General features: G+C 62.2%; 11 protein-coding genes. 6 read left to right on the top strand and 5 right to left on the bottom strand.

Translation table 11 applies throughout. From position 1 onward, the window contains the following. Window positions 1-132: 132 nt before the first annotated feature. The gene (locus tag AC3WKX_RS15025) at window positions 133-1,563 is read left to right on the top strand and encodes a polyurethane esterase (protein WP_102604639.1); all 1,431 of its coding nucleotides are present in this window, start codon (window positions 133-135) and stop codon (window positions 1,561-1,563) included. A gap of 188 nt (window positions 1,564-1,751) precedes the next feature. Here AC3WKX_RS15025 and AC3WKX_RS15020 read toward each other — a convergent pair whose 3' ends face one another. Further along, complete coding sequence (locus tag AC3WKX_RS15020) at window positions 1,752-1,976, bottom strand: YgdI/YgdR family lipoprotein (protein ID WP_003217100.1); 225 nt, start codon at window positions 1,974-1,976, stop codon at window positions 1,752-1,754. Between the two features lie 188 nt (window positions 1,977-2,164). Here AC3WKX_RS15020 and AC3WKX_RS15015 point away from each other — a divergent pair, with 188 nt between their 5' ends. Together AC3WKX_RS15015 and AC3WKX_RS15010 are read left to right on the top strand one after the other, a co-directional pair. Beyond that, complete coding sequence (locus tag AC3WKX_RS15015; protein ID WP_102604640.1) at window positions 2,165-3,814, top strand: VRR-NUC domain-containing protein; 1,650 nt, start codon at window positions 2,165-2,167, stop codon at window positions 3,812-3,814. Beyond that, window positions 3,811-6,099 carry an ATP-dependent DNA helicase gene (locus AC3WKX_RS15010; protein WP_102604652.1) on the top strand — a complete coding sequence of 763 codons (2,289 nt, stop codon included), beginning with the start codon at window positions 3,811-3,813 and terminating at the stop codon, window positions 6,097-6,099. The genes AC3WKX_RS15015 and AC3WKX_RS15010 overlap by 4 nt, the downstream gene beginning before the upstream one ends. Here AC3WKX_RS15010 and AC3WKX_RS15005 read toward each other — a convergent pair. Both AC3WKX_RS15005 and AC3WKX_RS15000 read right to left on the bottom strand, forming a co-directional pair. Continuing rightward, complete coding sequence (locus AC3WKX_RS15005; protein ID WP_102604641.1) at window positions 6,059-7,267, bottom strand: serine hydrolase domain-containing protein; 1,209 nt, start codon at window positions 7,265-7,267, stop codon at window positions 6,059-6,061. The two genes, AC3WKX_RS15010 and AC3WKX_RS15005, sit on opposite strands and share 41 nt — an antisense overlap. A gap of 58 nt (window positions 7,268-7,325) precedes the next feature. Further along, window positions 7,326-8,285 carry an oxidoreductase gene (locus AC3WKX_RS15000; protein WP_102604642.1) on the bottom strand — a complete coding sequence of 320 codons (960 nt, stop codon included), beginning with the start codon at window positions 8,283-8,285 and terminating at the stop codon, window positions 7,326-7,328. A 97-nt stretch (window positions 8,286-8,382) separates the two neighbouring features. On the opposite strand from AC3WKX_RS15000, the gene AC3WKX_RS14995 reads away from it, so the two are divergent. Both AC3WKX_RS14995 and AC3WKX_RS14990 read left to right on the top strand, forming a co-directional pair. Then, window positions 8,383-9,309, top strand: coding sequence for an AraC family transcriptional regulator (locus AC3WKX_RS14995; RefSeq protein WP_102604643.1), 927 nt, complete (start codon window positions 8,383-8,385; stop codon window positions 9,307-9,309). Continuing rightward, window positions 9,302-10,243 carry an alpha/beta fold hydrolase gene (locus AC3WKX_RS14990; RefSeq protein WP_102604644.1) on the top strand — a complete coding sequence of 314 codons (942 nt, stop codon included), beginning with the start codon at window positions 9,302-9,304 and terminating at the stop codon, window positions 10,241-10,243. The genes AC3WKX_RS14995 and AC3WKX_RS14990 overlap by 8 nt, the downstream gene beginning before the upstream one ends. On the opposite strand, the gene AC3WKX_RS14985 is transcribed toward AC3WKX_RS14990, so the two are convergent. Further along, window positions 10,206-11,672 carry a sensor histidine kinase gene (locus AC3WKX_RS14985; protein ID WP_008433761.1) on the bottom strand — a complete coding sequence of 489 codons (1,467 nt, stop codon included), beginning with the start codon at window positions 11,670-11,672 and terminating at the stop codon, window positions 10,206-10,208. The two genes, AC3WKX_RS14990 and AC3WKX_RS14985, sit on opposite strands and share 38 nt — an antisense overlap. Continuing rightward, a complete protein-coding gene (locus tag AC3WKX_RS14980) occupies window positions 11,669-12,379 on the bottom strand; it encodes a response regulator transcription factor (RefSeq protein WP_003217086.1) in 711 nt (236 codons plus the stop codon). Before AC3WKX_RS14980 ends, AC3WKX_RS14985 begins: the two co-directional genes overlap by 4 nt. 210 nt (window positions 12,380-12,589) lie before the next feature. On the opposite strand from AC3WKX_RS14980, the gene msrB reads away from it, so the two are divergent. Beyond that, a complete protein-coding gene (gene msrB / locus AC3WKX_RS14975; RefSeq protein ID WP_003217084.1) occupies window positions 12,590-13,102 on the top strand; it encodes a peptide-methionine (R)-S-oxide reductase MsrB in 513 nt (170 codons plus the stop codon). Window positions 13,103-13,105: the final 3 nt, after the last annotated feature.

Here is a 13,105-nt window from a genome sequence, read left to right as displayed (position 1 = left end):
GTGTCAGTCACTGAATGTGTTTCTGATCCACCGCCTTCGCGAGCAAGCCCGCTCCCACATTGATCCGGTTCCAATCGTCCATTTGTGCAGATTCGGCTTTCTCGACAATTCCAACAAAAGAGAGGCAATACCATGGGTGTTTTCGACTATAAGAACCTCGGCACCGAGGGCTCCAAAGCGTTGTTCGCCGATGCCATGGCGATCACGCTGTACTCCTATCACAATCTGGACAACGGCTTTGCCGTGGGTTACCAGCACAACGGTTTTGGCCTGGGGCTGCCCGCCACTCTGGTGGGCGCGCTGCTGGGCAGCACCGATTCACAGGGGGTTATTCCAGGGATTCCCTGGAACCCCGACTCGGAAAAAGCCGCCCTCGAGGCGGTCAACAAGGCCGGCTGGACGCCCATCAGCGCCAGTACCCTGGGCTACGGCGGCAAGGTGGACGCCCGGGGCACGTTCTTCGGTGAAAAGCCCGGCTACACCACAGCGCAGGTGGAAGTGCTGGGCAAGTACGATGGCGACGGCAAGCTGCTGGAAATCGGCATTGGTTTTCGCGGGACTTCGGGGCCTCGGGAAACCTTGATCAGCGACTCCATCGGCGATCTGGTCAGTGACCTGCTGGCGGCGCTGGGGCCCAAGGACTACGCGAAAAACTACGCCGGCGAAGCCTTTGGCACCTTGCTCAAGGATGTCGCGGCGTATGCCGGCAGCCATGGCCTGTCGGGCAAGGACGTGGTGGTCAGCGGTCATAGCCTGGGTGGCCTGGCGGTCAACAGCATGGCCGACCTGAGCGGCAATAAATGGTCGGGGTTCTACAAGGACTCCAACTATGTGGCTTATGCCTCGCCAACCCAGAGTGCCGGCGACAAGGTGCTGAACATCGGTTATGAAAACGACCCGGTGTTTCGCGCGCTGGACGGCTCGTCGTTCAACTTCTCGTCACTGGGCGTGCACGACAAGCCCCATGAGTCGACCACGGACAATATCGTCAGCTTCAACGATCACTACGCGTCGACGCTGTGGAATGTCCTGCCGTTTTCCATCGTCAATGTTCCCACCTGGCTTTCTCATTTGCCCACCGGGTATGGGGATGGCATGACGCGGGTCCTGGACTCGCAGTTCTACGACCTGACCAGCCGGGACTCGACGATTATCGTGGCCAACCTGTCGGACCCGGCCCGGGCCAATACCTGGGTGCAGGACCTCAACCGCAATGCCGAGCCGCACAAGGGCAACACGTTCATCATCGGCAGTGATGGCGATGACTTGATCCAGGGTGGCAAGGGCGTGGATTTCATCGAGGCCGGCAAGGGCAATGACACTATTCGCGACAACAGCGGGCATAACACCTTTCTGTTCGGCGGGCAGTTTGGGCAGGACCGGGTGATTGGTTATCAGCCGACCGACAAGCTGGTGTTCCGGGACGTGGAGGGCAGTGCGGACTGGCGTGACCACGCCAAGGTGGTGGGGGGCGATACCGTGCTGAGTTTTGGCGCGGACTCGGTGACGCTGGTTGGCGTTGGGCTCGCCGGGGTTTGGGGCGATGGGGTTTCCATCAGCTAAGTAGCGCCACGGATTGATCGTTCCCACGCTCTGCGTGGGAACGCCGCCCCGGACGCTCTGCGTCCAACGGCCAACCCACGGTTCATGTCTTGCGCAGTGGTGACGCGGAGCGTCACGGGATGCATTCCCACGTAGAACGTGGGAACGATCATTGCAAAGAAAAGTGGGAGCCGACGGGCTCCCACTTTTTATTTCTCCTTCATCACGGTCGCGACGTCATCGGCCTTGACGCGAATATGCTTGCCGGCGATATCGGTGAATTCGTAGAAGCCATCGGCGGTTTTCGCGTTGGGCACGTCCTTGGTCAGGTATTGAGTGCCGTTCTGCAACGTCACCACCGTCTGCGTGGAGCAACCGGCCAATACCAGCAACGTCAACATACCCACCGCCAGACCCAAATTCTTCATGCTCATAACCCTTACCCTGATCCTTCGAAAACCCCGCACCTGAGCGGTCGGGGGAGACTCATTTAATGTGGCTGACAGCCATCTGATCATTATTACGCAAAAAGTTGCGTGTGCCTTTGATCTATTACTGATTGCAACAGTCGGTCAGGGACGGCACTCTGTATGCATAAACAGTGGTTGATCCAGTGCCTGAAATGTCCAATCCCCTAGAAGATCCGCTCTATTACCTGCATAACTTCCGCCAAGTGCTCGCCTGGCTGGGGCAGCGTTATGCCGATTTGCTGGCCCCGGACGAAGAGCATTTCATTCAGCAATTTGACAGCTTACCGCAGGCATCCCAGGCGTTACTGGTACGCATGGTGATGCGCAAGGGCGCGCATTTCCGGGCGGGCAAGCTCAACTATGTCGAGATCGGCGCGGTGCACGAGGCGGTCGTGCCTTTGCTGGAACAGGGTTGGGTGACGGACCAATGCCTGTTGTCGTTCGGCGAGCTGTTCGGCCTGTTGCAGAAAGCGGAAATCCTGGCGGCGTTCAAACCCTGGATCGAGCAACCCAAGGCCAGGAAGGCTGACTGGCTGGAAACGCTGTCAATGCAGTTTTGTGAACTGCGTCACTTCCAGCACTGGTGCCCGGACCTGGCCGATCAGCTTTACAGCCTCACCGTGATGGAACTGTGCGACCGCCTGCGCCTGATGTTCTTCGGTAATCTCTATCAGGACTGGTCGGAATTTGTGCTGGCGGACCTGGGCATCTTTACCTACGAGAAAGTCGAATTCTGCGCCGAATCCCGCGGTTTGCGCAGCCGTGACGATGTGCACGGCTTCCTGTTCCTGCATCAGTGCCAGCAGGCCTTTGAAGCGGGCGAGGCACTCGATGGCGTGCTGGAACAAATCGCTACCTTGCACACCGACAACCCCTGGCTGGAGAAACGTCGGGCCAAGCTGTTGTTCCAGGTGGGCCAGTATTGTGAGCGCAGCGCCGAGTTGGCCCTGGCGGAAGCTATCTACCGGGGCTGCACCTATCCCGGCGCACGGGCGCGGCTGATCCGGGTGCTGGAGCGCCAGGAGGATTTTGCCCAGGCGATGGGGCTGGCCCGTGAGGCGCAACAGGCCCCGGAAAGCGCTGCCGAACAGCAGCACTTGCTGCGCGTGATACCCAGGCTGCGACGCAAGCTCGGCGAGCCGGCGCTGCCCAGGGCAAAACCCCGCGAGATCGTGCGCCTGGACCTCGAACTGCCGGCTCCGGAACCGATGATGTCGGTGGAGTATTGCGTACAGGCGCACCTCAGTGACCATGGTGCACCCGTGCATTACGTCGAGAACAGCCTGATCAATTCGCTGTTTGGCCTGCTGTGCTGGCCGGCGATTTTCGCGCCGTTGCCGGGGTCGTTTTTCCACCCGTTCCAGCGCGGGCCGGTAGACCTGCACAGCGAGGATTTTCATCTGCGGCGTGCCGAGCTGTTCGCCGAGTGCCTGGGCCAACTGGACGGTGAGCGCTACAAGCACACCATTCGCCAGCGTTATGTAGACAAATGGGGCATCCAGTCACCCTTCGTGTTCTGGAACGTGCTCAGCGAAGAACTGCTCGACCAGGCCCTCGACTGCCTGCCAGCGGCGCACCTGCGCCACTGGTTCGAACGCCTGCTGCTGGATATCCGCGCCAACCGCGCCGGCATGCCCGACCTGATCCAGTTCTGGCCCGAAGAAAAAACCTACCGCATGATCGAAGTCAAAGGCCCCGGTGATCGCCTGCAGGACAACCAGCTGCGCTGGCTGGAGTTCTGCGGCGAACACCAGATGCCCGTCACTGTGTGTTATGTGCGCTGGGCGGGGCAGGCCGCTTGAGCTACAGCGTTGCGGTGCGTGCGTTATGTGAATTCACCGCCAAGGTCGGCGACCTCGACCTGCGCTTTACCCCGTCTCCCAGTGCCCAGGAAGGGATTGTCGGCCACCGCACCGTGGCCTCGCGGCGCAGCGCCCATTACCAGAATGAAGTCGCGCTGGAGGGCGAATACCAGCAGTTGAAAGTCCGGGGCAGGGCGGATGGCTACGACCCGGACCGCAACCAGCTGGAAGAGGTGAAAACCTATCGCGGCGACCTGGACAAACAACCGGCCAACCACCGGCAACTGCACTGGGCCCAGGTCAAGGTCTACGGCTGGTTGATGTGCCAGAAGCTCGGGTTGTCGGAGATTGTCCTGGCGCTGGTGTACTTCGACATTGTTGGCGAGCACGAGACGCTGCTCAGCCAACGGTTTCAGGCTGACGACCTGCAGGCATTCTTCGTGCAGCAATGCACCCTGTTCCTCGGCTGGGCCGAACAGGAAATGCACCAGCGCGAAGCCCGCAATGCCGCAGCGGTTGCCCTGGGCTTTCCCCATGCGGCGTTTCGCCCGGGCCAGCGCGCCCTGGCGGAAACGGTCTACAAGGCGGTCAGCACCGGCCGCTGCCTGATGGCCCAGGCGCCTACCGGAATTGGCAAGACCGTCGGCACGATTTTCCCGATGCTCAAGGCCATGGCGCCGCAACAGCTGGACAAGGTGTTCTTCCTGACCGCCAAGACCCCGGGCCGCAAACTCGCGCTGGATGCGGCGCAGGTGCTGTATGACAGCAGCCCCGATCTGCCATTGCGGGTGCTGGAGCTGGTGGCGCGGGACAAGGCCTGCGAACACCTGGACAAAGCCTGCCACGGCGACTCCTGCCCACTGGCGAAGGGTTTTTATGACCGCTTGCCGGCGGCCCGCGAAGCCGCTTCCCGCGTGCGCCTGCTGGACCAGCGCAACCTGCGGGAAGTCGCCTTGGCCCATGACGTCTGCCCCTATTACCTGAGCCAGGAAATGGCACGCTGGGCCGACGTGGTGGTCGCCGACTACAACTATTACTTCGACTTCGGCGCCATGCTGTTCGGCCTGGCCCAGCTCAACCAGTGGCGTGTCGCGGTGCTGGTGGACGAAGCCCACAACCTGGTGGAGCGTGGCCGCTCGATGTACAGCGCGGCCCTCGACCAGTACACGCTCAAGACCCTGCGCGAGATCGCACCCGAGCCGCTGAAAAAGCCGCTCCAGCGCCTGAACCGTGAGTGGAATGCCCTGCACAAGGAGCAAGTGGCACCTTATCAGGCCTACGCCCAGAAACCCGACAAACTGCTGCAGGCGCTGAGCCTGTGCACCAGCGCCATGGGTGAATATTTCAACGACCATCCCGAAGCACTCAATGGCGAACTGCAAGCCTTCTACTTCGAGGCCTTGCAGTTTGCCAAGGTCGCCGAGCTGTTCAACGAACACTTCATTTTCGACATCAGCAAACGCGAACTCAGCGGCAAGCGCAGTTCATCAAACCTGTGCCTGCGCAACGTGGTGCCCGCCGAATTCATTCGGCCCCGGCTGACAGCGGCCCGCAGCAGCGTGTTGTTTTCCGCAACCCTGAGCCCGCGGCACTACTACGCGGACTTGCTGGGAATGCCGCCCGACACCGCCTGGGTGGATGTGGAATCACCGTTCAAGGCCGAGCAGCTGCGGGTGCATATCGTCGACCGGATCTCCACCCGGTTTGTCCATCGCCAGGCGTCCCTGGAGCCCATCGTCGAGCTGATTGCAGCGCAGTTTGCCCAGGCGCCGGGCAACTACCTGGCGTTTTTCAGCAGTTTTGATTATCTGCAGCAAGTGGCGCATTTGCTTGCCGAGCGGCACCCGCGCATCCCGCTGTGGCAGCAGTCACGGGGCATGGCCGAGGCTGAACGCCAGGCATTTCTCGACCAGTTCACCCAGCACAGCCAGGGCATCGGTTTCGCCGTGCTCGGCGGGGCATTCGGCGAAGGCATCGACCTGCCGGGCACCCGGCTGATCGGCGCGTTTATCGCCACCCTGGGCCTGGCGCAACTCAACCCGGTGAACGAGCAGCTCAAGCTGCGGATGGGCGCGATTTTCGGCGCCGGTTATGACTACACCTACCTTTATCCGGGCATCCAGAAGGTGGTGCAAGCCGCGGGCCGGGTGATCCGCAGCCAGCAGGACCGAGGGGTGGTAATGCTGATTGATGACCGGTTTGGCGAAGCGCGGGTGCGGCAGTTATTGCCGCGCTGGTGGTCGATCACTGCGGCGGATACACCGCATCCCGCAACTGGTGGGTGAACAGGCCGGACATGCCTTCGTAAGCCGTATTGGTCAGTGCCACCACTGTAAGCTTCTGCTGCGGGTCGACAAACCAGCTGTGACCGTAGGCGCCGCCCCATTCAAAGGTGCCCCGGGATTGCGGTGTGCCTGTCAACGCCGGGTCATCCAGCACCGCCCAGCCATAACCGAACCCCCAGCCCGGGTCCTGGGTTTGCGCCTTGGCGCCGACCGAATCGGTGACCATCAACTGCACGCTGTGTGCCGACAGGATCGGAGCGCCGCCCCGGCGAATGGTTTCCAGGAACCGCGCAATATCACCTGCCGTCCCGGCCATGCCTGCGCCGCCGGAAGGGTAGGCCTGGGGATCGAGAATCCGCCGCACATCAAACAGCGCGGTGCTGTTGCCCGAGGTGATCGTGGCTTTGTCGACCATGCGCAAAGGCTGCGGTGATCCATCCTGATACGCGGCGGCCAGCCGCGTGAGGTCGGTCACGGCAAACCCGGTATCGCGCAGGCCCAGAGGCCCGGTCACCGACTCGTGGATCAATTCCGGCAAGCGCTGGCCCGACGCCTCTTCCAGCACCGCACCCAGCACATCGGTGGCCATCGAATACTGCCAGCGGGTACCCGGCGGGTAACTCAAGGGCACGCTGGCGATGCGCTTCAGGTTCTCGGCAAAGCTGATTTCCGGCTCGTCCAAACCATCGGAAACCCCGGCGGTGCGGTAGGGTCCGTGCGGGCTTTCCAGAAATCCGTAGCTGAGGCCGGCGGTGTGGTTGAGCAACTGGCTGACGGTGATCACCGGGATGGTGCCATCCGCCAGCTTGGGATTGAAGTCGGGCAGCCAGCGGCTGACCGGATCGTCCAGGCCCAAGCGACCTTGTTCCACCAGGTGCATCGCGGCGGCGGATACCAGCGGTTTGGTCACCGATGCCAGGCGAAAGATCGTGTCCTCTGTCATCGGGCGCCCGTCTTCGCGGTCCGCCAAGCCGGCAGCACGGTGATAAACCAGCTGCCCGTCCCGCAGCACCAGCACCACGGTGCCCACCAGGCGATTGTCGGCAATGGCGCTGTCGACCACCGCATCCACGCGCTTGGCGAGCAGTGGGTCGTGGCTGTCGGCGCAGGCGAGGGTGGCGCAAAGGGAGGCGGCAAGGGGCACGAGGTATCTGGCAGGAGGCTGCATGGTTCAGGTCGCTCATTGGCAGTGCATGACTGCCAAATATGAACGCTGGGGTCCCGGACTACAACGTGACATTGCACAACTGCTGACTCACTGCCCATAAGCGTTCGGCCTGCTCCGGGTCGACAGCCCAGGGCCATACGCCGTTACGGCTGGTGTCATCCTGCGACCAAGCGGCCACATCGCAATCTTCGCAGTAGAGTCCGCCCATGCCCTCCAGTTGCGGGCTGACAGCGCACCACACCGAGGTCGCGGCGCCTTGCTCGGGGCTCTTGTAGTGACTGGCGCGGCGGATATTGCCGTGCTCATCCAGTGCGCCGACGAATGCCAGGTCGTCCTTGTCCAGGTAGCGGATCAAGTCGGTGAGGATTTCCCCCGGGTGCACGGAAAATGCGCGCACACCCTCCGCTTTACCTCGTCGGTCCAGTGCTACCGCGAACAGTGCGTTGGCGGTTTTTGATTGGCCGTAGGCGAGCCACTTGTCATAGGGGCGGTGTTCAAATTGCGGGTCATCGAAATGCACAGGGCTGAGACGATGGCCGAGGGATGATACCGAAACCACTCGTGCGCCATTAGCCTCACGCAGCGCCGGCCACAACCGCGCGGTTAGCTGGAAGTGGCCCAGGTGGTTGGTGGCGAACTGCCCTTCGAAACCTCGCGTATCCCGTTGCAGTGGTGTGGCCATGATTCCGGCGCTATTGATCAGAAGGTTCAATGCCCGGTCGCTGGCGAGGAAGTTTTCGGCAAAACAGTCGATGGAAATCGGGTCGAGTAAATCCAGGCTGGCGTGTTCAACACCGATGATGCCCGAAAGGTTGCGTTCGGCCTTTTCAGGATCCCGCGCGGGAACGATCACCTGCGCACCCGCGTCGACCAACACGCGAACCGTTTCCAGGCCAATGCCGGAGTAGCCACCGGTGACAATCACCGTCTTGCCTTGCAAATCGCTGCCCGCCAAGGCTTGCTGGGCGGTAGTGCCGGCATCGAAGCCGCTGCCAATTGGGGTTTGTTTGTCAGCCATGAAAGATCTCCTTATGGGAGGCCTAGAGTCTCTCGCTGGAGCCCGGACGCGGAATGCCCTAGAGTCCGTGTTTCTGTCGCGATCGTCCGGAGCTTTTATGGATACCCTTTCCGATGTGCTGGCACTGTTAAAAAGCCATCGCTCGACCTTCGCCGGCTTGAAGGCTGGCGGCAACTGGGCCATTGACTTTGCGGCGCCGGATGGCATCAAGTTCAACGCGGTGGTGGAGGGTAGTTGCTGGCTGGAAGTGGAAGGGCTGGCAGTACCGATACGCTTGTATGAGGGAGATTGTTTCCTGTTGACCCAGGCACGCCCGTGGAGGCTGTCCAGCAATCTGTGCCCTGAAGGACTCGATGCACGTGAGGTGTATGCCGATGCGGTGGGAGGCATCGCCACGGCGGGTGCCACGGTGGATCTGTTCTTGATCGGCGGACGATTTATCTACGGGGACGACGCCCGACTGTTGCTGGATAGCCTGCCGCCGGTGTTGCGCGTGAGTGCCAACTCCGAACAGGCCGCCGTGTTGCGTTGGTGCCTGGATTGCCTGGCCCGGGAGTACGCTAGCCCGTTACAAGGCGCGGCGCTGATGACCGAGCATTTGGCGCAAATGATGCTGGTGCAAATCCTGCGGCTCTATCAATCTTCCATGGGCACCCATACCACCGGCTGGCTGGGAGCCTTGGCGGATCCAAGGCTGGCCCCGGTGCTGCGGGAAATTCACGCAGCACCCGCCCGGCGCTGGACATTGAGTGAAATGGCCGGCGTGGCGAGTCAATCCCGCTCCACCTTCGCCTTGCACTTCAAGCAACGGGTAGGGCTGGCACCGCAGGAATACCTGACCCGCAGGCGTATGCACCTGGCGGTACAGGCCTTGAAAGCCAGCGACAACAGCGTGTCCACGATCGGCCAGTCCCTGGGTTATCAGTCAGACAGCGCTTTCAGCAATGCTTTCAAGCGCGTGATGGCTTGTTCTCCCCGGGAATACCGCGAGCGAACCCCACACAAGGAACCCAGTGATGAGTGAAACCCTGCAGCAGAAGGTCAAGGTCAACGGCATTGAGTTGAACGTGCACATCGCCGGCCCCGAGAGCGGCCCGCCGGTGTGGTTGCTGCATGGGTTTCCCGAGTGCTGGCACTCCTGGCGCGAGCAGATTCCGGCGCTGGTGGCCCAGGGTTATCGGGTGTTTGTCCCGGAAATGCGCGGCTATGGACAATCCAGCGCGCCGCCGGAAGTGGCCGACTATGACCTGCTGACCCTGTGCGCCGATATCCAGGGCGCCATGGACCTGTTCGGGCATCGCCGGGTCGTCATGATTGGCCATGACTGGGGCGCCGTGGTGGCCTGGCACCTGGCGTTGCTCGAGCCAGAGCGCGTCAGCCAGTTGGTGACGATGTCGGTACCGTTCGCCGGACGCTCCCGCAGGCCGGTGATCGAGATCATGCGCGAGCTGTACGCCGATCGCTTCAATTACATCCTGTACTTCCAGGCCCCAGGCGTGGCTGAAAAGGAACTGGATGCCGATATCGAGCGGACATTACGGCTGTTCATGCAGGACCAGGACGTTTTCCTGCAGAAGAAACCCGCCAGCGCGAAGCTGCTGGAAGGTGTGCCGCTGCCCGGTACGCTCCCGGCCTGGTGCAGCCAGCAGGACCTCGACGTGTATGTTCATACCTTCGCCAATGACGGCTTTCGCGGCCCGTTGAACTGGTACCGCAACTTCGAACGCAACTGGCAGCGCACCGAGTTCCTCGCCGGCAGGCAGGTGCTGCAACCGACGCTGTTCCTGATCGGCGACCGCGACCCGGTCGGCGTATTCGAAGCCCACACCCTGAAGCGCATGCCCGACGTCGTGCCGAACCTGCAACAAAGCGTCCTGGCCAACTGCGGCCACTGGATTCAGAACGAGCAGGGGCCCAAGGTCAACGAACTGCTGCTCGGGTTTCTAAGGCGAACGTGAACGTCGCGCCGCGTCCTGGCACATCGATCAGGCGGATTTCCTGACCGTGCAGTTGCAGGATCCGGTGCACGATGCGCAAGCCCAGGCCGCCATCGCGTCGAGCCCCGCCAATGGTGAAGGCGCGCAGGAACAGACCTTCGCGCAGATCCGCCGAAATCCCGGGGCCGCTGTCGCTCACCGTGACTTCAACAAAACCGGACTTGGGGGCCAGGGTCACTTCAACTTCGCCATTGGGCGGGGTATGGCGCAGGGCGTTATCCAGCAGGTTGGTGAGTACCCGTTCGATCAGGCCCAGGTCGGCCAATACGGTTGGCACCACCGGCGGCAGGCTGGCGGTGAGGGTGATCGCCCGGGCTTCCGCGGTCAGTTCGAACTTCTGGAAAATGTCCTGCACCAGGTCGGGTATTGAAAAGCCTTCGATGACCGGCTGCACAAACCCGTGTTCCAGGCGTACCAGTTCCAGCAGCGACTGGGCCAGCCCGCCGACCTTGCGGCTCTGGTCGAGGGCGATGCCCAGGTAACGCCGGCGTTCCTGCGGGGTCAGGCTGGCGTCTTTCAGGGACAGGGTTTCCAGGTAGCCATGCAAGGAGGCCAGCGGTGTGCGCAGGTCATGGGAAATATTCGCGACCATCTCCCGGCGTTCCTGCTCTTGATGGGTGATGGCGCGCCACTGTTCACCCAGGCGGTTCTCCATCTGCACGAATGCGTGGTCGAGCACGGCGATTTCATCCTGGCTGGCAACCTCGGGCGCCACGGCCTGCGGGACTTTCGGTGCGCCGTTGATGTCGAACTGGCCGACCTTCTCGGTCAGTTGCCGCAAGGGCCGGGTGATCCAGGCGAACGCGGTCAAACCCGCGAGCAAGCACAACAATGCCACCAGGGCGATGGACCACAGGGCGATGTTCAGTGCCATGCCGGTGGCATCCCGGGCGTCGAACACATCATGGGCTTCGCCCAGCAGCACCACATACAGGTAGCCGGCCTGCTGGCCGTTGACCCGCAGCGGCGCGGCGCTGAACACCTTGAGGCCGTCGACGCTGCGTGGGTCGTCGCCGAGGATCGGCAGCATCGCGCCGCTGAGGAAACGGCGCACCGGCTCCAGGTTGACTTGGTCGCGGCGCAGGTGGCCGCTGGGCGCAGCGTTGCCGACCACACGCCCGTTAATGTCCAGCAGGTACACCTCGACACTCGGGTTTACCAGCATCAACTGGCTGAACAGGTTGCGCACCGCGTCCGGCTTGAGACCGTCGGCGTCCATCAACTGCGTATCCCGGGCGATGTGCGCGGCGAGGTCGCGGGACAGGCCTTGCACCACTTCCAGTTCATGCATGTGGTTGGAGCGCACTTGCAGCCAGGCCGACGTGCCGCTGCAAATCAGCAGCAACAGCGCGAACACCAGGGACAGGCGCTGGGTAAGGGTCAGCCTCATGCCGATTGCTCGGCAAACTTGTAGCCACGGCCCCACACCGTGAGGATGCGCGCCGGGTTGGCCGGATCGGCCTCGACCTTGGCCCGCAGGCGGTTGATATGGGTATTGACGGTGTGTTCGTAACCTTCGTGGCTGTAGCCCCACACGGCGTTGAGCAGGTCCATGCGCGAGAATACCTTGCCCGGTTGGCGGGCGAAAAAGTACAGCAGGTCGAATTCCCGGGGCGTGAGGTCCAGCCGCTGGCCTTGCAGGGTGGCGTCACGGGTCAGCGGGTTGATGAACAACTGGCCGAGGTCGAGGCTGCCGGCGTCCATCTTCAAGTTGCGCGCCATGGCGTCGACCCGGCGCAGCAGCGCCTTGACCCGCGCCACCAGCTCCGGCATGGAAAACGGCTTGGCCAGGTAGTCATCCGCCCCCAGTTCCAGGCCGAGTATGCGATGCAGCTCGCTGGAGCGGGCACTGGTGATAATGATCGGCGTGTAGCGCGTCATCGCCCGGGCCCGCCGGCAGATCTCCAGGCCGTCGACGCCGGGCAGCATCAGGTCAAGGATCAACGCATCCCAGCCGCCTTGCTCCAGCAGGCGCAGGCCTTCATCACCATCGGCACTGTGAACCACCTCGAACTGCTCGTCCCGCAGGTGCAGGCAGATCAAATCGGCAATATGGGCATCGTCCTCGACCACCAGGACACGTTTGGGCTGATCCATTGATAAAAACCTGTCTTCTTGATTCGCGCATTGTGCGGCTTTTGCAACAGTGTAGTTATCACGAATTGTTTAACTCTGCGTGAGGATTCCGCGACCACCCCGGGCCTAACCTTACTCATCGCAACGGCAAAAGTACGCCCCCCTCGCCACAGTTTGTTTGTCAGCCATAGGGGCTTCGCCAGCCATCCGCACTTGTGTGAGGAGCAACTCATGTATTCACGTCGACAGATCCTGCTCGCCGGCGGCGGCCTCGGCCTCGCGGTAATCGCCGGTGGCCTGCTGCAAAAAATCAACGCCGGCCCCGCCCTGATCGCCGAAGCCGAAGCCGCCGAACATTTCGAAGTCAGCCACACCGACGCCGAATGGCGCACCCTGTTGACCGCCGAGCAGTACGCGATCCTGCGGGAGGAGGGCACCGAACGCCCCTACAGCAGCGCCCTCAACAGTGAACACCGCAACGGCACCTTCGCCTGCGCCGGTTGCGCTTTGCCCCTGTACGCCTCAGCCACCAAATTCGAAAGCCACACCGGCTGGCCCAGCTTCTGGCAACCCCTGGAAAACGCCGTGGCCAGCCACGTCGACACCTCCTTCGGCGTGGTACGCAAGGAAATCCACTGCCGCCGCTGCGGCGGTCATCAGGGCCACGTGTTCGATGACGGCCCGGCACCCACCGGCCTGCGCTACTGCATGAACGGCGCAGCCATGACGTTCACCGCGACTTAATTC

The sequence above is a fragment of the Pseudomonas sp. GP01-A4 genome, from assembly GCF_058780865.1.
Note: the sequence above shows the minus strand (reverse complement) of the source record. Positions and strands in the feature narration are given on the sequence as shown.